The organism is Candidatus Thalassolituus haligoni (assembly GCF_041222825.1).
GTDB classification, from domain to species: domain Bacteria; phylum Pseudomonadota; class Gammaproteobacteria; order Pseudomonadales; family Oceanobacteraceae; genus Oceanobacter; species Oceanobacter antarcticus.
In genome coordinates, this window is the sequence record NZ_CP139482.1 from 4,193,684 (window position 1) to 4,217,369 (window position 23,686).

Genomic DNA, 23,686 nt, shown 5'->3' on the forward strand with positions numbered 1-23,686 from the left:
CGATGTCATTTGATAATAGCGATCGGTACGTTGTGGGCACCACTGCGGTGCCTTATACGGATTATTCTACGGATAGGTATTGCTGATCCGTTACCTGCTCCAGCCATTCCACCACTTTGCCATCCAGCGCTTCCTGCATGGCAATATGTGTCATGGCAACGTCTGGGGCAGCACCGTGCCAAGGTTTGCTGTTGGTCGGAATCGACACGATGCCACCAGGCTGAATCACCTGATGCTCATGATCCCACTGTTGCACAAAACCACGCCCGGCCGTCACCAGCAGTGTTTGTCCCTGTGGGTGCTGATGCCGGGGCGTTAAAGAGGCCATCAACACGCACCGTGCCGGTAAACCAGTCGGATGAACCACGCCAGGACGGCTGCGAAGCATTTTTGATCACGGAAATCATGAGTGGATTCTCCTGTGGGGCAATGGTTCGGCGTATCAGCCGTCATATTCATCTAGAGGGATCATCTATCAATAGTAAGTGGAATCCGCGTTTTTGATTAGGTAGGGCAACTGGGTTGCATTAATGCACTCAGCTCATGAAACAAACAGATTTTTCATATCAGTAAGTCGTAGAGATGCTGCGCTGACTGTATCCGCTCAGACTTCACCGGCCATAATTCATGAATTACTCACACAAGCTTAAGCGGTTTACACCAGTATATTGATAGATACAAATCTCTTAGCATGGCCGTTCACCCAACTTTTTCAGCTAACGCTTCCATATAGCCATACACTCTTTTGGATCAAACCGCGATGAAGATGCAGGCATCAAAGACAAGCTTGTCGAACTCCAACAACATCCACACCACAAACACCAAGAGCACCACCAACCCCAATCAGGTACTCGCACTGGTACTGGCCTGTTATGTGATGATTATTCTGGACATCTCCATTGTGATTACCGGCCTGCCGGAAATTCAGGCCGAGCTGAAGTTTTCCAATGCCATGCTGTCCTGGGTTCAGAATGCCTACACCCTGACCTTCGGCAGTCTGTTATTACTGGGCGCACGCAGTGGTGATCTGCTGGGTCGTCAACGTATGTTAATGATCGGGCTGGCCTTGTTTGCCCTTTCATCAGTGCTGATTGCCATGGCTCAATCTCCGCTGGCCTTGTTGGGGGGACGCGCCCTGCAAGGTTTTGGTGCAGCCATTCTTGCGCCCTCCACACTGGCCTTGCTGTCATCCTACTTTCCAGAAGGCCCCAAGCGCATCAAAGCGCTGGCCTGGTATGCCGCCACCGCCGGTATCGGAGCCAGTTTGGGGTTGGTACTTGGAGGGCTGTTTGCCGGATTGTTAAGCTGGCGCGTTGGTTTTTGGGTGAATGCCCCCGTAGGCCTGTTATTGATGCTGGCGACCTGGAAAATCTTGCGCGACCAGAGTGCCCAGCCTCCCGCGGGTAAAAAATCGCTGGCCGATTACGATATCACCGGAGCCATCACTTCAACGCTGGGAATGGGCGCTCTGGTGTTCGGCACCGTGCATTCCACCCAGGCAGGCTGGACAGATGCGATAACTCTGGCAAGTCTCGCCACAGCAGTGCTTTTTCTGGGCTGGTTTCTGCGTATCGAATCACGCCACCCCACCCCGCTACTCCCCATGCGTTTGTTCAAAAGCCGTGAACGAGTCAGTGCTTATCTGGCCCGTATGATGTTTTTAGGCGCCATGGTTGGTTTCCTGTTTTTCGCCACTCAATTATTGCAACGGATTCTTGGCTTTTCTCCGGTTGAGGCTGGTATTGCCTTTCTGCCGTTCACCGTACTGACTTTTGTTGCCTCCACTCAAGTACCGCGCCTGACGCGCAAACTCGGCAACCACAACGTGGCATTGTTGGCGCTGGTTATCCTGGGTATTGGCATGGCTTGGCTGGCAATGAGTGATGGCAGGAGCGACTACTGGCTGGCCATTGGTTTACCCATGTTGCTGATCGGTTTGGGTAACGGTGCGGTACTTGGGCCACTGACAATCGCCGGCGTAGCTGGCATCAGGGAAGAAGATTCCGGCGCAGCCTCCGGTATGGTTAATGTTGCCCACCAGCTTGGTGGCACCCTGGGCCTGAGCATTCTGGTGGTCATTGTTGCTGCAACCGAAGCGGGTAGCAGCTCAGCGCTGACCGATGAAACGCAACTCGCTCATCAGCTGACCGTCGGCTTCGAAGGTTGCCTGGTGTTTGTGATTCTGGCCGGTGTGATCATGACAACCCTTAACCGCAAACCCGTACCGCAAACGGTTTGAGCAGCCCGTCTTTATTACTCATCAAAAAACCCGGGGAGAGACCGCCAAGCCGGTTTACATTAAAGACATGCTGCCGGTTCATACACATGCCACAGCAGCATGGCTGTCTGACACAAAATAAGACTCCAGACGGAATATACCGTCCTATTGCAGCGCCCCCCGTACGGTTGTTTTCCCACTTTCGGATGTTGCATAGTGATGCCCGACAGCCACCACCTCAGGAGCACACCCGCCATGCCCAGCCTGTTCGATTCCATCCAGATGGGTGATCTGGAATTAGCCAACCGCATCGTTATGTCTCCCTTGACCCGCTGCCGGGCACCCGGCCGTCTTCCCAATGCCCTGATGGTTGAGTACTACCGCCAGCGGGCCAGCGCCGGACTGATCATCAGCGAAGCCACCGCCATCATGCCGATGGGAGTTGGCTACCCGGATACACCAGGCATCTGGTCGGATGAGCAAGTCAAAGGCTGGCAACTCATCACCGAGGCAGTGCATCAAGCAGGCGGCAAAATAGTTTGCCAGCTGTGGCATGTCGGCCGGGTCTCGCACCCGCACTACCTGGACGGAGCAACACCAGTATCCTCCAGCGCTGTTGCCCTGCGCAGCCATGTCCGGCTACTGCGCCCCCAGGTCGAGTACCCGGTACCACGCGCACTGGCAACCGATGAAATACCCGCCATTATCGAGGCTTATCGGCAAGCGGCTGAAAACGCCAAAGCCGCCGGTTTTGATGGCGTCGAATTACACGGAGCCAATGGCTACCTGCCCGACCAGTTCCTGCAAACCAGCACCAACCAGCGTACCGATGCCTACGGTGGCCCGATTGAAAACCGCGCCCGCTTTATGCTCGAAGCCACCGATGCCCTGATTGCTGTGTGGGGAGCCAGCCGCGTCGGCGTCCACCTGTCGCCCGCTTGCGACACCCAGGATATGGGAGATGACGACCCGGCGGCCACCTTCGGCTACGTAGTGGAAGCCCTTGACCAACGTCACATCGCGTTCATCTTCAGCCGTGAAGACCTCAGCAATGATAACGCCCTGACACCCGACCTTGCCCAACGCTTCAGCGGCGTATGGATTGGCAATATGAACCTCAGCCGCGACCACGCCATTCAGCGGCTGGAAGGTCGTATTGTTGATGCCGTCGCCTTTGGCCGCGACTTTATTGCCAACCCGGATCTGGTGGCACGGCTGCAAACCGGAGCCGCCCTCAACGAAGGCAATATGGAAACGTATTACGCCTCCGGTAGCGAAGGGTATACCGACTATCCGGTGTTGGCTGGCGGTTGGGGCGGGGGAGTTAGGCGGGGAGTTAGGCGGGGGGAGAGGAGAGGAGAGCAGGCGAGTTATTGCCAAATCTGGTGTTCAACCCTGATCATGCTGCGTCCTGATCCTGCTTGTTCACCGACAGCAGGCTTCGTTCTATGATTGAGAACACCCCCGAATCAGCAACAAGAGATAGTTTCATGGCCAGATTCCTTTTTTAAGAAGTGCCATTATTGAAGAAACAACAAGTCGTCAGTACCCCGGTTTAAAATGGTTACTTTTGCGAATGGATTGGGTTAAAGCCGGTTGTCGGTTCGAATCAACGTAAGCGCCCTTAAATCAGCCCCCTGTTACTCAATCTCATTCCTTGCTACAAACTCAGCTTAATGTCGCATTCCACGGCAGCAGTGCTTCAAGCCTTTCCAGGGTATCCGCCTCGGCGATGTGATCCAGTACATGCTGAATATATATTGACGGCTCCAGTCCGTTGGCCTTGGCGGTTTCGATCAGGGAATAGCAGGTGGCACTGGCACGGGCGCCTTGTGGTGTATCGGCGAACAACCACGCTCGGCGACCCACGGCGAAGGGGCGGATGGCGTTTTCGGCCAGCACGTTGCTGATATGCACATCGCCGCGCTCACAGTAACCCACCAGATAATCCCACTGGTTCAGGGTGTACTCCATGGCTTTACGGCTCAGGGAGCCTTTCATCACCTTACCGACATTGGCTTCGAGCCATGTTCTCAAGTCCTTCAGTTGGGGCAGGCTTATCTCCTGGCGGACACGGTGGCGCTCGGGAGCGCTCAGGTCTTTGATCTGTCGCTCGATCACATACAGCTTGTTGATGTGACTTAAGCCTATATCGGCTTTGGAGACCTTGGCCTTCTTGCCTTTCCCTTTGTCTGCGCCGCTTTGGAGGCTTCGACGAACTTACGACGGGCATGATCCCAGCACCCAATTCGGGTGATGCCGTTGGCAGAGCACACCGGCCCATAACCGGAGTAACCGTCCGCCTGCAGGATGCCAGTGAAGTCGTCGAGCAGGCGCACAGGGACGCTGCCGGCACGGGACGGATCATAGGCAAACAACACGGATGGCCGATCGGGTGGCCCGCCCCGGATGACCCACATCCACTTGTCGGACTGGGCCGTTTTGCCATCCTCTTTCAGCACCTGTATCCGAGTCTCATCGGCCTGCAGGTAGTCACTGCTGTTCTGCACTTCGCGCATCAGGTTGATCAGCGGACTGAACACCTCGTCCAGCCGGATGATCCAGTGCGCCATACTGGTACGGCTGACTTCATGGCCGTGCCGCTTGAGCATCTGCTCCAGGCGGTACAGGGGAGCCCGTCGGCGTACTTGGAGATGATGATGTAGGCCAGCAGTGATGTCGTCGCGATGCATTTGCCCAGCGGGTGAAGCGGTCGCGGTGCCGCAAGGATACGTTCTGCGTCATCGTGCTCGAAGACGGCTTTTTCCTGCCAGTATTCCAGCACCTTCAGCTGCGCCGGAATGAACTGCAGTTCTTCCTTCACCTTGGTGAAGAAGGTCTTGTTGGGCCCCGTTTTCTCTTCATCGCTCAGAGTCAGTTCGATGCGCTCACGCAGCAACGTATCAGAGAAGCCACGGTAGCGGCGCTTGCTCGAAGTGCGAGGATTATTTTCGTCGACATCATCTGGAAGCTGATCGCGTAGGGCCTCGATCTCGGCTTCCAGCTCGACTTCATCGAAGAGGTGGTGTTGGTGAGCCTGCTTCTCGCTGCTGGCGGCGAACTTCTGGATATACCTGCTTCAGACGCAGCAGTTCTTCGAGGAGTTGGATGTAGTTCTCGCGTTGCTTGATCGTCTGGTCGCGTTGCGCAAGTGCTTGATCATGCTCAGCCTCTTGAACGACCAGTTGTTGTTGCAAATCAGCCACAAACGACAGCAGTTCAGCGGCAGACAAGCCGCTGATACCGGGTGTTCCAACACGCTGTTTCGGTGATCTTTGCATGCCGTAAGTTATAGCAAAACAGCCAGTTATGGCATGTAATAAGTGCTATCCAGGGCCTCATACTGGAGGGTTTTATGACCCTTGAGCAGGCTGATGTCATAGCCGTCGAGTAACCAGTTGATCTGCTCACCGGTCAGCGGCAGCAGTTCGTCTGCCACCTTCGGCCACTTGAACTTTTCCTCGGCCAGCGCCTTGTAATAGAGCACGAAGCCGTTGTCTTCCCACATCAGGCATTTGATCTTGTTGCGCTGGCGATTGGTGAAGGCATAGAGCGCGCCGGTAAAGGGGCTGCGCCCCAGTTCCTGCTCGACCAACAGCGCCAGGCCACTGGCCTGTTTGCGAAAATCGACCGGTGCACGGTAGAGATAGATCTCGGGTGTGTCCACTGCCGGACGCAGATAACGGGATTTCATCAAAGCTGCCTCAGGATCATGCCCAATAGCTCAATATTGCCAGCGTGCATGCCAGTGATCGTCAGGCCACCCGGGAGGGCCAGGGTCAGCTCATCCATCGGCTGACTTGGCAGGCATGTGACACGGGCAAACCCCGAGGTGCCCTCTGATTGAAGTGGGTCACCGTCAGCCTTCAGACGCTTGCGACGCCAGTAGGTGAACTGATGGTACGACAGCTCATGCTGCTTGCAGAAGACGGCCCCGGATAATCCAGAGTCGCGCCAGTTATCGAGTTGCTGTTGCCAATGCTGGGTGCGTTCTTGATGGGTCATGACGGATTCCTCGTGTGTGTGACGATGGAATCAGTCTGGAGCGGCGACTGGATGAAAAACAGGTGCTGATTCTTGGGCGCTTACGAATCAACGGGTTGATGGGTTCGACACGATCTTGTACACAGAATACGGCAAGTATTGACCCCCTCCCCTCCGGGAAAGGTTTCAAAAGGGTTCTGACAAAATGCCACAGATTCCTTAGTACGCCGCCAGCCAACTGATCTACCGTCAGGTGGAACGGAAAATCATCATGGTGATTACCGATGGAAAACCGGATCATCAAGAACAAACTCAGGACATCATCAGCCTGTGAACGCAATGGGATTGAACTGGTGGGCGTCGGGATACAAACCGACATGTTGAGAAGCTGTTTCAATTCAACGTGATGGTACTGGATCTTGCGTTGTTGAAATCAAGCTTATTCGAGATAGAAAAAGCCGCTATCGGATGATGTGCTTTTTTCTTTTTTGAGTGGATAACATCAACCGCTGATTCGATATTATTACTATTAACTCTCCAACCGATCCAGTTTTGTCAGCCATTGATCAAAGTGACCACACTTCTGCCGCAATACATCCAATCCAATGTATTCAGCCACAGACACCCCTGACGTCACTTTGTCGTATTCTGGTATTTCCTTGAGGATTCGCTTGGATGGCGCTGTTTCACGTCCCTGGTTGATCAACTCCGGGTTTTGCTCTCCAACCATATTCACCAGGTTCTGAATAACCTTGTCATGTTCCAGGTATTCCCAATCCAGCGCGGAGGGCTGTGCCAGTATCAAGGCTTCAAATTCGTGTAACTGAATATAAGGAATAAACCGACGTTCATTGATGTCTTGTGCCAGCTCAGTTTCAAGCTGCTCAACCCGACGGTATGCATTCAGTTCACGAATTGCCTGCTCATACCCCGGAAAATCACCAGGGAGTGAGTATAAATCAAACATGGTGGTGAAGCGCACGCTTTTACCTCTGTCTTCTGCAACCCACGCCATAATGTCATTTTTTGCTTTGGCATAGGTTGTCATCCCACCCTTGTAGACTTTACCTGCTCGACGGTCACGACTGGTTTCCACACAACGAGCATCCGCATAGACCTGATATTGGGCCAGGTATGGCTTTAATATCTGGTTCACAAAGGCCTCTTCCGTTTGACCTTCCACAATAAAGTGCAGACGAATCACGGCTTGCCTCCCAGCACATTCTTTTCCCACAACTCTGACAAGCTGTAACGATCCAGCCAACTGGCCAGTTTCACCGTATCCAGGCGGCGAAACTGACTGGCACCACTTTGCTCATCTCGCTCTACCACTACGACTTGCTCGGGAGAATATTCATCGACCAGCCGGGTAGACTGAGTCGCTACAATAATCTGTACATGATGTGATGCACGCTTGATCAAACCCGCCAGCTCCATAGTGGCTGCCGGGTGCAGACCCAGCTCAGGTTCATCCAACACAATCACTTTGGGCATCAGCTCCGGAGGCTGCATCAGCAAAGTCGCCAGTGCCATAAAGCGTAACGAACCATCGGAAATCTGATCAGGCCCAAACAGGTAATCCGGGCGCAGCTTGTCTTGCCAGTTTAATCGCACATAACGCTCGTTACCCGGCACGGTATCCAACGCAAAATCACCAAACTGAGGCATCACTTTTTGCACATGGCGAACGATACGCTGGTAATACGGCTTGTATTTCTCGGTGTTTTTGAGATTTTTCAAAAAGGCCGCCAGGTTACCGGCATCACTGCGCAGGCAAGCAGCATCATCAATATAAACCCGATCTTTGATACGAGCTGTGTCAGACGTGTCGTGAAACTGGTAGTCGCGGACTTTACTTAGCCAATCCACCACAGGGGGCCGTATTGGTGTTTCGCCATCTTTTTCAAGAAATTCACCAGAACCTATTAACGATTCAACTTTCTCACCAGTAAGAAGATTAGTAGTGATTATTGAATTCTTGCTGACGAATAATCGGTCATGTGTTCCCCACATCAATTCAATCACATAGGTTTCAACTCGACCTTCACTGCAAACAGAGACTGAAAACTCAATACAATCAGTAACTTTTGGGCCGTAATGAAGTAATTGACTGGCTCCGTGTTTACCTACATATACCTGTATCGAAGCCGTGGCCATGTAACCCAGCATCCGGAAAAAAGAAATCAGATTGCTTTTACCCGCCCCATTGGCACCCAGCAGTATGGTGACATCACCAAAGGCAATTGTTTGCCCTGCGCCGTCAATAGACTTGAACCCTTTGATTTCCAGTTCAGTGAGTTTCATCACTACCTCGTTTTTTATTCAATCTACTCTCAATATTCATCATTAATAGCCTGAACCGACACCATTCAGGCTATTAATTTGACCATATCCCCGAATCGCTTCCACCCCATCCTGTTCAAACAGTACATGCCAATCTTCCAACTGCTGCTCTGTCACCGGATTACCGGGATCGTCTCGCCAGTCTCCTAGCAAGGTTGCTTTGGGAGTATTGGAGATCAAAAAGGCATCCAGCTGGATACTGGCATTGGCCGGGCTTTGCAAAGCAAATAAAGCAGCACCGATCTGGTGGGGATTCAGATCGGCCGAGGCGTCAAAAGCGAATTGCTCAATCGACCGACATCACCGCCACGACGCTGGCGAGTCAGCTCAAAGGCGAAGTACTTGGCGTGATAGTCAGTAATGGAAGAAGACGACATAACAATTCCCTGCAAGGTAAGACCCTGATTGTGGTCTATCGGGCACTCGTCCCGTTCAGCTTTGAATTGGTCATTCCATGAACACCGATGGAGATAACATGACTCTGCCACAGGCGTTCAAGGTTATCGATTTTATTAGTTAGTGACTCACTTTATTTCGATACGACACAAAGCACGAGTACTCTCCCACCCGCTTTACTCCACCGTCACGCTTTTGGCCAGATTCCTCGGCTGATCAACGTCGGTGCCTTTGATAATAGCGACGTGGTAGCTCAGCAATTGCAGCGGCAAGGTGTAGACAATCGGGGCGATGAGGTCGTCGCAGGTGGGCATCGACAGTACGATCATATTGTCGGCGGGGGTGATTTCGGTGGCTTGTCCGGCGAAGACGTAGAGTTCTCCGCCACGGGCGCGGACTTCTTCGATGTTGGATTTGAGTTTTTCCACCAGGTCGTTGTGGGGTGCCACGACGACGATGGGCATTTCGGCATCGATCAGCGCCAGTGGGCCGTGTTTGAGTTCTCCGGCGGCGTAGGCTTCGGCGTGGATGTAGGAGATTTCCTTGAGTTTGAGCGCACCTTCCATGGCAATGGGGTACTGGTCGCCACGGCCAAGGAACAGGGCGTTGTGTTTGTCGGCAAAACGTTCGGCCAGTTGTTCTATTTGGTCGTTCATTTCCAGCGCTTGCTGGATCAGCCCTGGCAGTTGTTCCAGGGCGGTGGCAATGCGCTGTTGAATGCCGCTGGCATCCGGGTGTTGTTGCGCCAGCCCGGCAGTAAGCAGTAACAGTGCGGTGAGCTGGGTGGTGAAGGCTTTGGTCGAGGCCACGCCTATTTCTGCCCCGGCGCGGGTCATCAGGGCCATGTCGGATTCGCGTACCAGTGATGAGCCGGGGACGTTGCAGATGGTCAGGGTTTTGCGAAAGCCCAGTTGTTTGGCCAGTTTCAAGGCCGCCAGGGTGTCGGCGGTTTCGCCACTCTGGGAGATGGTCACCAGCAGGGTGTTGGGTTTGACAACGGGTTTGCGATAGCGGAATTCGGAGGCAATTTCGACGTTACAGCTGATTCCGGCCAGTGCTTCGATCCAGTAGCGGGCGGTGACGCCAGCATGGTAGCTGGTGCCGCAGGCGATGATCTGGACGTTGTCGATACCACTGAGGTCGCCCAGCGCTTCGAGGTTGAGCTGGCCATTGTGCAAGCGACCTTCCAGTGTGTTGGCGATGGCCTGGGGCTGTTCGTGGATTTCCTTGAGCATGTAGTGGCGATATTCGCCTTTGTCACCGGCATCGTGTTCGACGGAGGTTTCGCGGGTTTCTCGCTCAACCCGTTCGTTGTCGATATTGAATATCTGTACGCTCTGACGGGTAATTTCTGCCACGTCGCCTTCTTCCAGGAAGGCAAATTTGCGGGTCACGGGCAGCAGTGCGAGCTGGTCGGAGGCGATGAAGTGTTCGCCGATACCGTAACCAATCACCAGCGGGCTGCCGGAGCGGGCAACGACCATCCGGTCTGGGCTGGCACGGTTGATGGCGACCATTCCGTAAGCACCGTCAAGGCGCTTGCGGGTGTTTTTCACGGCATCCAGCAGCGCTGCACCGGTGTTTACTTCGCGGGCAATCAGGTGGGCGATCACTTCGGTGTCGGTCTGGGATTGGAAGCGGTAGCCGTCGGCCTGCAGTTCACGACGCAGGCTGGCGTGGTTTTCAATGATGCCGTTGTGTACCACGGCGATATCACCGGAGACATGGGGGTGGGCGTTGGCTTCCGAAGGTTCGCCGTGGGTTGCCCAACGAGTATGGGCAATACCCAAACCACCGGGAAGACCGTTTTCCGCCACGGCGTCGGCTAATGCCTGTACCTTGCCCAGACGCCGTACTCGGGTTAGCTGGGGGTTGGCAGCGGTGGCATCAATAATGGCGACTCCGGCGGAATCGTAGCCCCGGTATTCGAGGCGGCGCAGGCCTTCCAGCAATATTTCGACAACATCCCGCTGGGCCACGGCTCCGACAATGCCACACATACCAATACTCCTGAAGATAACCCGACACACTGAATTGGAAGGCGAGAGGTTACCACAATCCGCTATTTTCGATGCGCAGGGATCTGTGGAATCGCGCTAGATGGTGTGCAGTACGCACCCTCTGACGATCTGAGGCCATGCAAGGGTCTTAATGAGGCCATGCAGCGGCCATGATGGTGAGGGTAGAACCGGAAGGAAGGCAAGGAATTGGCCCAATGTCTCAGGCCAACCCCTCTGTGTCACTATTTTGTTTGTGCCACTATTTGGCGGCGCGTTCTTTTTCGATGAGGAAATCCACCACGGCGGTCATTTTATCCTGACCACCTGCGGTGCTGGCAGAGACCACGTATTTACCGTCAACAATCAGCGCTGGTACACCGCTGATTTTGAACGAACGAATACGTTTGTCAGCCTGGCTCATGCGGGATTTGACGGCAAAGTTGTCATACGCCTTGTCAAATTGTTCCGCCGTAATGCCACCATGCTTGACCAGAAAATCACGTTGGTCATCCTTGTCGAGCAAGCGCTGCTTTTCCAGATGAATGGCGCGGAAAATCGGGGTATGTACCTTGTCGAGAATGCCCAGCACGTCGGCAACGTAATATAATTGCGCATGGGATACCCAGGCACGGCCAAACATTGCCGGTACGCGGGTAAATTCGACATCAGCGGGTAAGCTGCTTACCCATTGGCTCAAGGATTCATCAAGGTGAAAGCAGTGCGGACAGCCATACCAGAAGGCTTCTTCCACATGCACCTTGCCATCTGCCATGACCGGTACAGGATCGGCCAGAACATCGTAATTCACACCGGCTTCGTATTCTGCCGCCAAGGTGAGAGAGCTAATCAACAGCAGCGGGACTGCCATCCATCGTTTGATCAGCATAAGCATAAACATCTCCATTCAGAGTTAAAGTCGCCAGTCAGGTTGGCCAGTTAGGTGCATTTTCACACAAAGGTTCCGAATCACCTACCCGGCCAGTGGCCATGTATTCTGTTTAGTGCCAGATCATTCAGGCAAAAAAACACAGAAAAAAAGCGGCCAAGGCCGCTTTTTTATCAGGCTGCGATTAACGCAAACCCTGAATGTAAGACGCGACTGCTGCGATTTCGGAATCGTGCAAACGGTAAGCAGTGTCACGCATCATGCGGCTGTCACCGTCGTTGGTACGGGCACCGGAGCTGAAATCATGCAGCTGCTTGGAAATATAGGCATCGTACTGTCCAGACAGCATCGGGAACCCGGCCAGAGCAACACCTTTACCGTTGGGGCCGTGACACGCCATACAGGCGGGTACGCCTTTGGATTCGATACCGGAACGGTAAATTTTCTGTCCCAGTTCAACCAGTTCTTCTTTGGCACCGGCACCGTTCGGTGTCTGGGCGCTGAAGTGGGCTGCCAGGTCGGCGATATCGTTGTCGGTCAATGCGGCTACAAACGCAGCCATTTCAAGAACCTGACGACGACCGTCACGAATATCCTTGATCTGCTTGATCAGGTAGCGCTCTCCCTGTCCAGCAAGTTTAGGGAATGTTGGCACCATGCTGTTACCGTCTGCACCGTGGCAAGCAGCACAGGTAGCAGACTTTGCTTTGCCAGCATCGGCATCGCCCTGGTAGGCGGAGGCCGCTTCACCAGCGTGGGCCGCGGACATCAGTCCGGCTGAAACAATCAGGCCAATCAACAGGTTTTTCATCGTCAGATCCAGTTAGTAAGTTAATTCTTGTCGTCGCAGTCGACGTTCGTCGCTACTGCTTTACTTGGGCGTCGACATATAAGTAATCAGCGCTTTGTAGTCTTCGGCGGTGCAATCCATGCAGAGTCCGCGTGGAGGCATGGCATTAAAACCGTTGGTCACGTGGCTTACCAGTGTATCCATGCCTTTTTCCAGACGCGGAGCCCAGGCTTCAGCACTGAAGGCAGCAGGAGAACCGATCATCGGCGCAACTTGTGGGGCATGACACGCACCGCATGATGTATTGAATTTGGCTTCCGCATCAAATGCGTTAACGTTGGCAGACATCGCGGCGGCAGACACCGCAAGCAGGGCCAGAAATTTGGTCATTGTGAAGTTCTCTCTCATCGGTCGTTATAAGATCAGGCTAATTTTTCACTATACTCGGCTTGCACCAGAGACTCCGCCCGGAATGTTACACCCTGTGGTAGACTGGCGACGCCTTTTAAAGGCCAAGCATTATATATCATCAAAAACCGGACGGTCATTACGTTTACCCTATGCCAAACCAGGATTCATTGACTTACACCAAGACCCACTACCTTCGTAGTGCCGCCACATTGAGCCAATGTCCTGGCGAAATTACCCGTGAAGTCGCCTTTGCCGGCCGCTCCAACGCGGGGAAATCCAGCGCACTCAATCGGCTTACGGGTCAGAAAAAACTGGCCAGAACCAGTAAAACGCCTGGCCGTACGCAGCTGATCAACTATTTCCAGCTCGGTGAACTGCCGCTGGCACTGGTCGACTTACCGGGCTACGGCTACGCCAAAGTCCCTATCGGTGTCAAAAATGCCTGGCAGAAAGAGCTCGGCAATTACCTGCAAAAACGCGATGCACTAGCGGGTCTGGTACTACTAATGGATATACGTCATCCACTGACCGATTATGACAAGCGCATGCTTGAATGGGCCAATGATAACGGTATGCCACTGCATCTGGTACTGACGAAGTCCGATAAACTCAAGCGTGGCGCTGCCAAAAGTGCGCTGTTGCAGGTTTCTCAGGCAATTCGTAACAGCTCGACTGCCGTCTCGGTACAGATGTTCTCGTCACTGAATGGCGATGGTCTAGATGAGCTAAAACAGCGTCTGAACAGCTGGTTCTTGCCAGAAACCAACACCCCTGTTGATTCAGACCTCGATGCAGACCCCGATGCTACGCCTGTCAGCCAGGATATCGCTGATCAGTCCCCCGATCCCTGACGGCTGCGAACAGCGTCACATCTTATTACAAAACGCTACAGAATTTCTGCCCACAGGAACTTTGTCAGCGTTTCCCTCTTCTATAGTGAAACAATTCCCCGCACGGAATGGTGACGCAGACAGCTGCGGCACAAACAGTTCTATCCTTCGGTCATTCCCCCAGAATCCGAAGTTGACCCGGCCGTCGTCTCCACTGCGTCCGGGTCTTTTTTTATCGGCCTGACTCAGTGTGCCTCGTCCCAGTTGTCGCCAATACCGGCGTCAACCAGCAAGGGCACGCGTAACTCGGCGGCGTCCTGCATCTGCTGCTTCAGCGCTTCGGCAAACCCCTCGGCCTGATCCGCTTTTACCTCCAGCACCAGTTCATCGTGTACCTGCATGATCATGCGAGCATCAAAACCGGAATCCGGCAACCAGTTGGCTACCCGGATCATGGCGCGCTTGATAATGTCGGCGGCACTGCCCTGCATCGGCGCGTTGATCGCCGTGCGCTCAGCGTGCTGGCGACGGGGAGCGTTGCGGGATTTGATTTCTGGCAGGTACAAGCGGCGACCAAAGATGGTTTCGACATAGCCCAGGTCTTTGGCGTGTTCGCGGGTATTGTCCATATAATCACGGACACCGGGGTAACGTTCGAAGTAGAGATTGACGTAATCCTGGGCTTCGCCACGACCAATGCCCAGCTGCTTGGCCAGTCCAAACGCCGACATACCATAGATCAGGCCAAAGTTGATTGCCTTGGCGCTGCGGCGCTGGTTGTCGGTGACGTCAGCTTCGCTAACGCCAAACACTTCCGCTGCGGTGGCGCGGTGTACGTCGCGCCCTTCGCTGAAGGCTTTCAGCAACCCGGCATCACCGGACAGGTGTGCCATGATGCGCAATTCAATTTGAGAGTAGTCAGCCGCCACCAGCTTGTAGCCTGGAGGAGCGATAAAGGCCTGGCGAATCCGGCGTCCTTCTTCGGAGCGAATCGGGATGTTTTGCAGGTTCGGATCACTGGACGACAAACGCCCGGTGGCCGCCACAGCCTGATGGTAGGAGGTGTGCACCCGACCGGTGGAACCGGCAATCATGGTCGGCAGTTTGTCGGTGTAGGTGCTTTTTAACTTCGATAAGCTGCGGTTTTCGAGAATGATTTTTGGCAGTTCATGACCTTCGTCCGCCAGCTCGACCAGCACGTCTTCAGCGGTAGACGGCGCGCCTTTGGGGGTTTTCTTTTTTACCGGTAACCCGAGTTTCTGGTAGAGAATTTCTCCCAGCTGTTTCGGTGAACCGAGGTTAAAAACCTGTCCGGCAACGTCGTGGGCCTGCTGTTCCAGCTGTTGCAGCTTTTGCTCCAGCTCGGCACTTTGCTCATGCAGTTTATCCGCGTCGATCAAGGCCCCGAGAGACTCCATCGCGGTTAATATCGGCATGGCGGGCATTTCGATGTCGGTAAACACCTTGGCCAGCGCGCCCTGTTGTTGCAGTTTTGGCCATAACGTCTGATGCAGTCGCAGGGTGATGTCGGCATCTTCGGCTGCGTATGGCCCGGCGACGTCCAGTTCCACCTGATTGAACGTTTTCTGTTTGGCGCCCTTGCCAGCCACGTCTTCAAAACTCGTGGTTTTGTAACCCAGATATTTTAACGCCAGGCTGTCCATATCGTGACGGGTCGCCACGGAATCCAGCACGTAGCTTTCCAACTGGGTGTCGAACTGGACTCCTTGCAGGTTAATGCCGTGGTTGGCCAGTACGTGGGCGTCGTATTTCATGTGCTGACCAACTTTTTTCAGTTTGTTGTCTTCCAGCAGCGGTTTGAGTTGCGCCAGTACTGCCTCGCGGTCGAGCTGTACTGGTGCGCCTTCGTAGTCGTGCGCCAGTGGCACATAGGCGGCCTTGCCGACGGCCACCGCAAACGAGACGCCGACGATACGGGCATCCTTGTAGTTGAGCGAGGTGGTTTCGGTATCAAAGGCAAACAACTCGCTGGTTTTTAGCTGTTCAATCCAGCCGTCGAGCACAGCTTGTGTCAGTACCATGTCGTACTGGCCTGGCTCGGCACTGACAATGACGTCTTCTTTGTCAGTGTCTGCTCCCGCTTCTGCCATCGTCGCACGGCTTTCCTCTGAGCTGGCTGTCTCGGAGCTGGTGGCAGCACTGGTGTTAGCAGGACGGTTCGTCGTCTCATCCGTCAGCTCGGCAATCCAGGCCTTGAATTCCATATTGCGGTACAGTTCCAGCAACGCGGTCTTGTCGGTCGCTGTGCTTTTCAGCTCGCCGAGGGGCTGTTCCAGCGCGACATCGCATTTGATGGTCGCCAGTTGTTTAGACAAAAACGCCTGCTCCTGGTGCTCTTCCAGCTTTACGGCCATGGTTTTGGCACCGCGAAACGCCAGGTCTTTGACCTTGTCGAGGTTGGCGTAAATCTCTTCCAGTGAGCCCAGCCCGGCCACCAGCCCGACGGCGGTTTTTTCACCGACCTTGGGCACGCCGGGAATGTTATCGACCTTGTCGCCCATCAGCGCCAGGTAGTCGATGATATGCTCAGGCGGTACGCCAAATTTCTCTTTCACCCCTTCCACGTCCAAAAAGGTGTTGGTCATGGTGTTGATCAGCGAGACATGAGAATCCACCAGCTGCGCCATGTCCTTGTCGCCGGTGGAGACAATCACCTGACAGCCGCTCGATTCTGCCTGCACCGCCAGGGTGCCAATCACATCGTCGGCTTCAACGCCGTCGATAATCAGCAACGGCAAGCCCATGGCACGAATGATGTTATGGATCGGCTCAATCTGTTCACGCAGCTCATCCGGCATCGGTGGACGATGGGCCTTGTACTCCGGGTACATGTCGTTGCGAAAGGTTTTGCCCTTGGCATCAAACACCGCCACCATCTGAGCGTCTGGATAGTCTTTTTGCAGTCGTTTGATCATGCTGATCACGCCTTTCACCGCATTGGTGTGAACACCTCGGGAGTTGGTCAGCAACGGAATGGCGTGAAAGGCGCGGAACAGATAGGAAGATCCGTCGATAAGAACAACAGACTTGGACATAACAGAATTCCTGTAGACTCGGCAAAACCCGGACGCTAGCGCTGGGGTTCGCGTCCGGGTCGGCATACAATGAGGAAGAACTAAAATTGGAAGGCATCCTAACATGAAGACCCCGACTCGTCTGAACCTCCGTCGTATTGCCGCCGCGCTTGGCGTCACTCTGGCTTCAGCGCTGTTTTCAACCTCTGGCTTTGCTGCCGACCCAAGCGGTGAATCGGTCACGATTCGGAATGATGGCGACAAAACCTTCTACGAGTTCCGCGTCAACGGCAAGTTGGTCGAAATCAAGGTCGAGCCTAAAGTTGGCAAGCCTTACTACCTGGTGCCAGAAGCTCAGGGCGAGGACTTTGTCCGCAAGGACAACCCGGATATCGTCGTGCCCAAGTGGGTGATCTTCCGCTGGTAAAGCGGATTCGATATAACCATTCTATGTCTGTCTATACTCCGGTTCCGCAATCATCCCTGGCAAGCTGGCTTGAACAGTTCGAGCTTGGCCCGCTGCTGTCTTTTCGTGGCATCGCCGGGGGGATTGAAAATACCAACTATTTTGTCACCACCACGGCCGGTGAGTTTGTGCTGACGCTGTTTGAGCACCATGCCGCCGATGAAGTCGAACAGTTTGTGGCGTTGGCCAACCATCTGGGTGTGGCCAATCGGCGTCATCCCCAGTCGTCGTTACCGGTACCCGCGCCTGTCTCCAATCGTGACGGCCAGTGGCTGTTTTGTCTGGAACATAAACCGGCCATTCTGTGTCCGCGCCTGGCTGGCGAACATGTTGAGTTTCCCGCTGCCAGTCATACCTGTCAGGCCGCTGCCGCACTGGCCCAATTGCATCTGGCCGCTGCCGACCTGAAGGTCCAACGCCCGAACGCTCGCGGCCTGGACTGGTGGATCACGATGGCGGGAACGCTGACAGCGGCGCTGGATGACAGCGATATGGCGCTGTTGCGCGATGAAATTGAGCAGCAACGTCTGATTCACAGTGACTGGCTGGCCTTGCCACACGGATGGATTCATGGCGACCTCTTCCACGACAATGTTCTGTTTGAGAATACCGCCGCTGGCCCGAAACTGGGGGCCATTCTGGATTTATATAACGCTTGTCAGGATGCATGGATTTTTGACCTCGCCATTGTCGCCAACGACTGGTGTTGCGATGTTGATGGCCACTGGGACGAAACCTTGTTGACGGCGTTACTGGATGGTTATCAATCGGTACGGCCATTCACTATGTCAGAGCAAAACCTCTGGCCAATGGCGTTACGTGCAGCAGCACTGAGGTTCTGGCTCAGCCGGATATTGACCCGGCAACTGCAAGCCGCGCAGCTGACGTCGGCAGACGGGCAGATGGCGATTTCCAAAGACCCGAATGAATACCGCAACAAGTTGTGTCACAGGCGGCAGTCAGCGATAAAACAGATCACCCCAACTGGCGGGCAGCCCGGTGCAACTCGCTGAGTTCCGCCAGCAGCCGGGTTCGATCCATCAGCCCCTGTACGCCGTACCAAAGCACACCAAAATAGTGTTCTTGCAGCAATGCCTTTTGCCAGCCCCGATCCATCACATCAATACCAAACAGCGCGCACCATTGCCGTTGTTGAGCCGCATTCATATTGGCCGACACGGCCAGCCCGGCGATATCCCAGTAGCGATGGCCGATAGCGGCATATTCCCAGTCGATTAATAACCAGCGCTCTTGATGCAGCCGCCAGTTATGTGGATTCGGATCCATATGGCAGAGCGATCGTTCTGGCCCCGGTGCCTCTGCCAACCAATGCTGCAACGGTAGTTTCTGCTGGCTCCAGTCGCAGGGCCAGCGGGCTTCGATGCCTCGCCAGTAGTGATCTGCCTTGACCGCAACATGCAACTCGGGCAAGTCCGGCCCAAACGGCAATTGGTGCAACTGTTTGAGTTGTTGCGCCAACGCGATCATGGTGCCGGTGTCCAGACCGGCACTGATGCATTCCGCCAGTTCAGGCCCATTCGCCCGATCAATAATCCAGTAGCTGTCATCCGGGCTGCGATAACGCACTCGCGGTGCCAGTCCAGCCTGCGCGGCCCGTTGCTGAATGCGGAATTCGGCCTCTCGGCGAATATCCAGAGTCTCACTGTTGGTGGCACTGGCACGCACCACGTACTTGCCGGAATCCAGCGTCAGCGACCAACTGCGATTGGTCAGCCCGCCTTCAAGCGCGGCCATACGATGCGGCCCAGGCGGGTGCTCACACAGACCCCAGCTTTGCCAGTCTGCCAGCATGCGCTGACATTCTTGCCCTAACGATTGTTGTGCCCGCCGCCGAAACAACACGATCAGGCCTGCTGCCAGTCGGATGACTCAAGGCTATCGGTCTGCCGGGCACAGTGGGCACGATAGTCGCGCTGCCAGAGAAACCAGCCAGCCACAGCCAGCACAACATAAATCGCCATCAATAGGGCGGTCAGATACAGCTCACGGTCGATGTACAAAAAGATAGCCACGGCATCAATCACGATCCAGTAGAGCCAGTTTTCCAGTACCTTGCGGGTTACCATCCAGGTGGTAATCACCGCGCCCCAGGTGGTAAAGGAATCCAGATACGGCATCACCGCAGTGGTATTTCCATGCAGCAAGGTGCCGCTAATCAGCGTCAGCAGTGCAATGGCCACCAGCGTCAACAGATGCTGTTTTAGCCCCCAGCGCTGTATTGGCAATTCTTGTTCACTCTCGTCAGCGGAACCATGACTGCCGTTGCCCTGTTGCCAGGCCCACCAGCCATACACGGCCATCACCAGGTAATAGACGTTTAATGCCGATTCCATCAGCAGGCTGACATCCCAGAACAACCAGCTGAAAATCGCGGTACTGCCAAAAGCGGCATACCAGCACCCATTACTCTGGCGCATGGCCAGCACCAGGTAGACGACACCCAGTACCACGGCGATCACTTCGGGGATACTTTGTGCAACAAACGCACTGACAACACTACTGAGTATTTCGTCCATCAGGACACCTCGCTATTGATACCGAATCGTCTTCAGCCGTGTGGCTTGAGCGCCGGATCCAGGTTCACGCCGGGAATCATCTTGTAGACAAAAATGGCTTTGCCATAGGTTGCGAACGAGTGTTTCATTTCGGTAGCGATGGTGTTCATGACCAGATCGTACTCACCAAATATCTGAGTGCTCATGGTGTTGCACACCACGGTCAGGCCTGCGGTGCCTTGCAGGCGTTCGATAAACATCTTGATGGCCGGGATGTAGTCATCGGCCAAGGGGTATGCGCTGATATCAACTGAGAGTTCCATAACCTGCTCCTGGAGTTAGAGTTAGCTTCAGACCAGTCACCAGTGGCCGGTCTGAACGGGGTTTGATCAAAAGTAGAATTTACCTTCCACGCCGATTAAACGCGGGTCACCGTACTGCACCCAGCGTTCGTTGGCGTAGCCGTCACGGGGGTCGTTGCCGAAGTGGAAACCACGCACCTCCTGATCCACATCCGTCAGGTTGCGACCGTACAACGCCAGTTGATAGTTGCTGCCGTCGTAGGCCACGCGGGCATGCCACATAACGTAGGCTCTGGATTCTTCATAGTGGCTGTCGGAAAAGTAGAAGCTGTCCTTGGCTTCGTTTTCCAGCACCAGCGTCAGGCCGTTACCTACGGCATACGTCAGGCTGTTGGCAAAGCTGTAGGCCGGGGCCTGGGCTTGCTCACGACCGTTCATGCTGAAGTTGCCATCGGCGGTGTCGTACTGGTAGTCGATAAATTTGGTTTGCAGCCAGCCGCCACTGAACATCCAGTTCAGCTGTTCTGTCAGTGCCCATTCGGTTTCCAGTTCCAGCCCGTAGTTCTGACCCTCGGCGGCATTAGCCAGATAATCCTGAAAGGTAAAGCCTTGACCCGCGCCATTGGAAACGGCATAGGAGCTCTTGACCTGCTGGTTTTTGCGCTGAATAAAAAACGCCGCCACACGGGTTTGCAGGGCATCATTCAGCAAGCTGGATTTCAGCCCCGCTTCCAGCGCGTTGTTGAATTCGGTATCGAAGGTGCGGTTGTCTTCGCTGATGTCCGGGTCGGTATTCACCCCACCCGCCTTGTAGCCTCGTGCCAATGAGGCATAAACCAGCTGGTTATCATTGAGCAGATACTCCAGTGCAATCTTGCCACCCCACAAGTCTTCCGTGCGGTCGTTGGCAATGGCGTTGCTGTCGTCGTAGTCCGTATGCCACTGTTCGCGGCGCAGGCCTGTGGTAACGGTCAGGTCATTGCTGGCCTGCACCGATAATTCACCGTAGACAGCCTTGGACTCTGTATTCAGGTCGCTATAGAAGGTGTCGGCATTCCAGGTATAGAAGCGTGTCATATCTTCTGCACGGGTCATGGAATACACACCGACTGCCCAGTCGGTGGAGTCTGCAAACAAACGACCGGCGGCGGTCGACGTCAACCGCACGTCCAGCTCGCGACGGCGATACTCACGCAAGTACTGGTCGGTCGAGCTATAGCCCCAGGCACCCTCCTGATTGGCCAGACAGGTGCCCGGCGTAACACAGGTTCCCGTGGAATCGTCGTATTCACCGTACGCCCAGTCTTCATCAAAGCCGTAGTCGGTTTTGCTGTTGCTGCCGGAAGCGTGTACCCGCAAGTCGAAGGCAGCAGATACTTCCGATGTCCAGGTCAGCGCGGCCGCGTGGGTGTTTTGTTTGTCCTGACCAGGATAGTTGGAATAGGTGGTGCGGGTGTTGTCGAGCGAGAAGCCGTCATAGCCATTGTCAACGTCGATATACAACCCGGTGAAGGCCAGCGTGTTACGCTCGTCCAGCTCCAGGTTACCTTTCAGGCGCAGCAGTTGTTCATCAATATTATTGGTGTCGTCCCGGCCGGAATAGGCGTTGTGGATATAGCCATCGGAGCGGTTCTGATGCGCAGACAAGCGCATGTTCAGGCCTGGCCCTACTTCGCCAGATACCACCACACCCAGAGCCTTGGTGTTGTAGTTTCCCAGCTTGCCCGACACCATGCCTTCAAAGTCTGCGGTCGGATCATTACTTTCGATATTGATCATGCCCGCCAGCGCATTGGCACCAAAGCGGGTGCCTTGTGGGCCACGCAGCACTTCGACTTGCTGCACATCAAACAAACCCGCGCCACCGCCCAGTCCGGTCATATCGATGCCATCCACCCGCAACCCCACCGACGGGTTCACCGGATCGATAAACTGGGAGCGCTCACCAATACCGCGAATCTGGAAATAACGACCACGGGAAGCGCCGGAAGAGAAGTTCACGTTCGGAGCCAGCGCCAGCAGGCTTTCCAGATGATCGGCGGAACGCTGTTCGATGGCGGCCGCACCGACCACGGTAGTGGCTTCTGCAATGGACTGCACATCGGTCTGACGAAAGTCAGCCGTCACGATCACTTCTTCGGTTGGCACCTGACTGGCACTGTCGGCATGCGCTGGTATGGCAACTGCCATCGTCAACACGGCCAAAGATAACGGAGTTTTGCGGAATGACATCTGGGTCTGTCCTCTTAAATAATGCAAAAAGGAGACCCGGCTTGGTGTACAGGATATTGCGTAGGTCGCTGATCAGATCAGCAACAAGAAGACTGTCGATATGCTGGTGAATAACCCGAGGCACTCGCCCATTCCTACGCCGGTACTAACCGGATCAGGTTCTAGGAGTTTATGCCGACTGGCAATTCTCAGACTCTTGGAGCCACCCCCTGGGACTTGGCCATTATACGTATATTCAGCCGGATACCAATCACGAGACCGGGTTTCATCCTGCATTCCCAACTCTTTTGCTTGAAATACGCCGTAATTGCCTCAATCTTGTGGTCATATAGCGAGTTCAATCTTTGCGCCCAACTCATTCCACAGGAGGAATATCATGTTGCGCATCATCCTGTTTCTGGCCACCAACCTGGCCGTGATTCTGGTTGCCAGTATCACCCTGTCGATCCTCGGGGTCGGTAGCTACGTTACACAGCAAGGGCTGGATTTCGGCAACCTGCTGGTGTTCTGTCTGGTCTTTGGTATGGCCGGTTCACTGGTGTCCTTGCTGATTTCCAAATGGATGGCCAAACGCAGCATGAATGTTCAGGTGATCGACTCACCGCATAACTCTGGCGAGCAATGGCTGGTCAGCACAGTGCAGGAACTGGCAGAAAAAGCCGGTATCGGCATGCCGGAAGTCGGTATTTTTGCCTCTCATCAGCCCAACGCCTTTGCCACCGGCTGGAACCGTAACAATGCGCTGGTGGCGGTATCAACCGGTCTGCTACAGCGGATGAGCAAAGATGAAGTCAAAGCCGTACTGGGCCACGAAATCGGCCACGTCGCCAACGGCGATATGGTCACGCTGGCGCTGATACAGGGGGTAATCAACGCCTTTGTGATGTTCTTCGCCCGTATCATCGGTAACTTTGTCGACAAGGCGATTCTGAAAAATGAGGACGGCCCTGGCATCGGCTTTTTTATTGCTACCTTTGTATCAGAAATTATCCTCGGTTTTCTGGCTTCGTTTATCGTCGCCTGGTTCAGCCGTCGTCGTGAATATCGCGCCGATATCGCCGGGGCCGAACTGGTCAGCCCGCTCTCGATGATCAATGCTTTGGCTCGATTACAAGAAAGCTATGACCAACCGTCCGAATTGAATGGCGAACTGGTGGCGTTTGGTATTGGTGGCGAAGGCAAGTTGTCAGCGCTGGCCGCCTCTCACCCACCACTGGGTGATCGCATCCAGGCCCTGCGCCAGCGTTACGGTGTCTGATAGCCAATAGCCGCCATAA

General features: G+C 54.6%; 22 protein-coding genes, 1 pseudogene and 1 riboswitch. Of the genes and pseudogenes, 6 read left to right on the forward strand and 17 right to left on the reverse strand.

Annotated features, from left to right (window positions below):
- Positions 1-61: 61 nt before the first annotated feature.
- The gene (locus SOJ49_RS18970; protein ID WP_369856034.1) at positions 62-328 is read right to left on the reverse strand and encodes a hypothetical protein; all 267 of its coding nucleotides are present in this window, start codon (positions 326-328) and stop codon (positions 62-64) included.
- Positions 329-760: 432 nt separating this feature from the next.
- Between SOJ49_RS18970 and SOJ49_RS18975 the strand changes: the two genes are divergently transcribed.
- Complete coding sequence (locus SOJ49_RS18975; protein ID WP_369856035.1) at positions 761-2,239, forward strand: MFS transporter; 1,479 nt, start codon at positions 761-763, stop codon at positions 2,237-2,239.
- Between the two features lie 234 nt (positions 2,240-2,473).
- Positions 2,474-3,670, forward strand: coding sequence for an alkene reductase (locus tag SOJ49_RS18980; protein WP_369856036.1), 1,197 nt, complete (start codon positions 2,474-2,476; stop codon positions 3,668-3,670).
- 216 nt (positions 3,671-3,886) lie between these two features.
- Here SOJ49_RS18980 and SOJ49_RS18985 read toward each other — a convergent pair.
- From SOJ49_RS18985 to SOJ49_RS19035, 11 genes and pseudogenes are all read right to left on the reverse strand, one after another.
- Positions 3,887-5,499, reverse strand: a pseudogene (locus SOJ49_RS18985) (IS66 family transposase).
- 26 nt (positions 5,500-5,525) lie between these two features.
- The gene (tnpB, locus tag SOJ49_RS18990; protein ID WP_369856037.1) at positions 5,526-5,912 is read right to left on the reverse strand and encodes an IS66 family insertion sequence element accessory protein TnpB; all 387 of its coding nucleotides are present in this window, start codon (positions 5,910-5,912) and stop codon (positions 5,526-5,528) included.
- Complete coding sequence (locus SOJ49_RS18995) at positions 5,912-6,223, reverse strand: IS66 family insertion sequence element accessory protein TnpB (protein WP_369856038.1); 312 nt, start codon at positions 6,221-6,223, stop codon at positions 5,912-5,914. Before SOJ49_RS18995 ends, tnpB begins: the two co-directional genes overlap by 1 nt.
- A gap of 508 nt (positions 6,224-6,731) precedes the next feature.
- Entirely contained in the window at positions 6,732-7,406 is a 675-nt protein-coding gene (locus SOJ49_RS19000) for a DUF4276 family protein (RefSeq protein WP_369856039.1), read from the reverse strand.
- Complete coding sequence (locus SOJ49_RS19005; RefSeq protein ID WP_369856040.1) at positions 7,403-8,506, reverse strand: AAA family ATPase; 1,104 nt, start codon at positions 8,504-8,506, stop codon at positions 7,403-7,405. Before SOJ49_RS19005 ends, SOJ49_RS19000 begins: the two co-directional genes overlap by 4 nt.
- A gap of 42 nt (positions 8,507-8,548) precedes the next feature.
- Positions 8,549-8,725: a hypothetical protein gene (locus SOJ49_RS19010; protein WP_369856041.1), complete on the reverse strand. Its 177-nt coding sequence runs from the start codon at positions 8,723-8,725 to the stop codon at positions 8,549-8,551.
- 74 nt (positions 8,726-8,799) lie between these two features.
- A complete protein-coding gene (locus SOJ49_RS19015) occupies positions 8,800-8,922 on the reverse strand; it encodes a hypothetical protein (protein WP_369856042.1) in 123 nt (40 codons plus the stop codon).
- Between the two features lie 195 nt (positions 8,923-9,117).
- The gene (gene glmS / locus SOJ49_RS19020) at positions 9,118-10,941 is read right to left on the reverse strand and encodes a glutamine--fructose-6-phosphate transaminase (isomerizing) (RefSeq protein ID WP_369856043.1); all 1,824 of its coding nucleotides are present in this window, start codon (positions 10,939-10,941) and stop codon (positions 9,118-9,120) included.
- Between the two features lie 259 nt (positions 10,942-11,200).
- Positions 11,201-11,833, reverse strand: a complete 633-nt coding sequence (locus SOJ49_RS19025) for a thiol:disulfide interchange protein DsbA/DsbL (RefSeq protein WP_369856044.1) — start codon at positions 11,831-11,833, stop codon at positions 11,201-11,203.
- 178 nt (positions 11,834-12,011) lie between these two features.
- On the reverse strand, positions 12,012-12,638 hold the full coding sequence (locus SOJ49_RS19030) for a cytochrome c (protein WP_369856045.1): 627 nt from the start codon (positions 12,636-12,638) through the stop codon (positions 12,012-12,014).
- Positions 12,639-12,698: 60 nt separating this feature from the next.
- Positions 12,699-13,007 (reverse strand): cytochrome c5 family protein, encoded by a 309-nt coding sequence (locus SOJ49_RS19035; protein WP_369856046.1) that lies wholly within the window; start codon positions 13,005-13,007, stop codon positions 12,699-12,701.
- A gap of 170 nt (positions 13,008-13,177) precedes the next feature.
- Between SOJ49_RS19035 and yihA the strand changes: the two genes are divergently transcribed.
- Positions 13,178-13,879, forward strand: a complete 702-nt coding sequence (yihA, locus tag SOJ49_RS19040; protein WP_369856047.1) for a ribosome biogenesis GTP-binding protein YihA/YsxC — start codon at positions 13,178-13,180, stop codon at positions 13,877-13,879.
- 224 nt (positions 13,880-14,103) lie between these two features.
- On the opposite strand, the gene polA is transcribed toward yihA, so the two are convergent.
- A complete protein-coding gene (gene polA / locus SOJ49_RS19045) occupies positions 14,104-16,914 on the reverse strand; it encodes a DNA polymerase I (protein ID WP_369856048.1) in 2,811 nt (936 codons plus the stop codon).
- Positions 16,915-17,017: 103 nt separating this feature from the next.
- Between polA and SOJ49_RS19050 the strand changes: the two genes are divergently transcribed.
- Together SOJ49_RS19050 and SOJ49_RS19055 are read left to right on the forward strand one after the other, a co-directional pair.
- On the forward strand, positions 17,018-17,320 hold the full coding sequence (locus SOJ49_RS19050) for a DUF2782 domain-containing protein (RefSeq protein WP_369856049.1): 303 nt from the start codon (positions 17,018-17,020) through the stop codon (positions 17,318-17,320).
- A gap of 23 nt (positions 17,321-17,343) precedes the next feature.
- Complete coding sequence (locus SOJ49_RS19055) at positions 17,344-18,372, forward strand: homoserine kinase (protein ID WP_369856050.1); 1,029 nt, start codon at positions 17,344-17,346, stop codon at positions 18,370-18,372.
- Here SOJ49_RS19055 and SOJ49_RS19060 read toward each other — a convergent pair.
- From SOJ49_RS19060 to SOJ49_RS19075, 4 genes are all read right to left on the reverse strand, one after another.
- On the reverse strand, positions 18,335-19,222 hold the full coding sequence (locus SOJ49_RS19060; protein WP_369856051.1) for a phosphotransferase: 888 nt from the start codon (positions 19,220-19,222) through the stop codon (positions 18,335-18,337). The genes SOJ49_RS19055 and SOJ49_RS19060 overlap by 38 nt on opposite strands.
- Positions 19,223-19,224: 2 nt before the next feature.
- Positions 19,225-19,896: a nicotinamide riboside transporter PnuC gene (gene pnuC / locus SOJ49_RS19065; protein ID WP_369856052.1), complete on the reverse strand. Its 672-nt coding sequence runs from the start codon at positions 19,894-19,896 to the stop codon at positions 19,225-19,227.
- 32 nt (positions 19,897-19,928) lie between these two features.
- The gene (locus SOJ49_RS19070; RefSeq protein WP_369856053.1) at positions 19,929-20,198 is read right to left on the reverse strand and encodes a hypothetical protein; all 270 of its coding nucleotides are present in this window, start codon (positions 20,196-20,198) and stop codon (positions 19,929-19,931) included.
- A gap of 66 nt (positions 20,199-20,264) precedes the next feature.
- A complete protein-coding gene (locus tag SOJ49_RS19075; RefSeq protein WP_369856054.1) occupies positions 20,265-22,409 on the reverse strand; it encodes a TonB-dependent receptor in 2,145 nt (714 codons plus the stop codon).
- 114 nt (positions 22,410-22,523) lie between these two features.
- A riboswitch (TPP riboswitch) is annotated at positions 22,524-22,629 on the reverse strand.
- A 156-nt stretch (positions 22,630-22,785) separates the two neighbouring features.
- On the opposite strand from SOJ49_RS19075, the gene htpX reads away from it, so the two are divergent.
- A complete protein-coding gene (gene htpX, locus SOJ49_RS19080) occupies positions 22,786-23,667 on the forward strand; it encodes a protease HtpX (protein ID WP_369856055.1) in 882 nt (293 codons plus the stop codon).
- The last annotated feature ends 19 nt before the right edge of the window (positions 23,668-23,686 follow it).

Excerpts from the sequence above, each read along its gene's own strand:
- htpX (WP_369856055.1), top strand. The coding sequence starts at position 22,786 with ATGTTGCGCATCATCCTGTTTCTGGCCACCAACCTGGCCGTGATTCTG.
- SOJ49_RS19070 (WP_369856053.1), bottom strand. The coding sequence starts at position 20,198 with ATGGAACTCTCAGTTGATATCAGCGCATACCCCTTGGCCGATGACTAC.
- pnuC (WP_369856052.1), bottom strand. The coding sequence starts at position 19,896 with ATGGACGAAATACTCAGTAGTGTTGTCAGTGCGTTTGTTGCACAAAGT.
- SOJ49_RS18970 (WP_369856034.1), bottom strand. The coding sequence starts at position 328 with ATGGCCTCTTTAACGCCCCGGCATCAGCACCCACAGGGACAAACACTG.
- SOJ49_RS18980 (WP_369856036.1), top strand. The coding sequence starts at position 2,474 with ATGCCCAGCCTGTTCGATTCCATCCAGATGGGTGATCTGGAATTAGCC.
- SOJ49_RS19030 (WP_369856045.1), bottom strand. The coding sequence starts at position 12,638 with ATGAAAAACCTGTTGATTGGCCTGATTGTTTCAGCCGGACTGATGTCC.
- yihA (WP_369856047.1), top strand. The coding sequence starts at position 13,178 with ATGCCAAACCAGGATTCATTGACTTACACCAAGACCCACTACCTTCGT.
- SOJ49_RS18975 (WP_369856035.1), top strand. The coding sequence starts at position 761 with ATGAAGATGCAGGCATCAAAGACAAGCTTGTCGAACTCCAACAACATC.
- polA (WP_369856048.1), bottom strand. The coding sequence starts at position 16,914 with ATGTCCAAGTCTGTTGTTCTTATCGACGGATCTTCCTATCTGTTCCGC.
- SOJ49_RS19050 (WP_369856049.1), top strand. The coding sequence starts at position 17,018 with ATGAAGACCCCGACTCGTCTGAACCTCCGTCGTATTGCCGCCGCGCTT.
- SOJ49_RS19025 (WP_369856044.1), bottom strand. The coding sequence starts at position 11,833 with ATGCTTATGCTGATCAAACGATGGATGGCAGTCCCGCTGCTGTTGATT.
- SOJ49_RS19075 (WP_369856054.1), bottom strand. The coding sequence starts at position 22,409 with ATGTCATTCCGCAAAACTCCGTTATCTTTGGCCGTGTTGACGATGGCA.
- glmS (WP_369856043.1), bottom strand. The coding sequence starts at position 10,941 with ATGTGTGGCATTGTCGGAGCCGTGGCCCAGCGGGATGTTGTCGAAATA.
- SOJ49_RS19055 (WP_369856050.1), top strand. The coding sequence starts at position 17,344 with ATGTCTGTCTATACTCCGGTTCCGCAATCATCCCTGGCAAGCTGGCTT.
- SOJ49_RS19035 (WP_369856046.1), bottom strand. The coding sequence starts at position 13,007 with ATGACCAAATTTCTGGCCCTGCTTGCGGTGTCTGCCGCCGCGATGTCT.
- SOJ49_RS19005 (WP_369856040.1), bottom strand. The coding sequence starts at position 8,506 with ATGAAACTCACTGAACTGGAAATCAAAGGGTTCAAGTCTATTGACGGC.
- SOJ49_RS18995 (WP_369856038.1), bottom strand. The coding sequence starts at position 6,223 with ATGACCCATCAAGAACGCACCCAGCATTGGCAACAGCAACTCGATAAC.
- SOJ49_RS19015 (WP_369856042.1), bottom strand. The coding sequence starts at position 8,922 with ATGTCGTCTTCTTCCATTACTGACTATCACGCCAAGTACTTCGCCTTT.
- tnpB (WP_369856037.1), bottom strand. The coding sequence starts at position 5,912 with ATGAAATCCCGTTATCTGCGTCCGGCAGTGGACACACCCGAGATCTAT.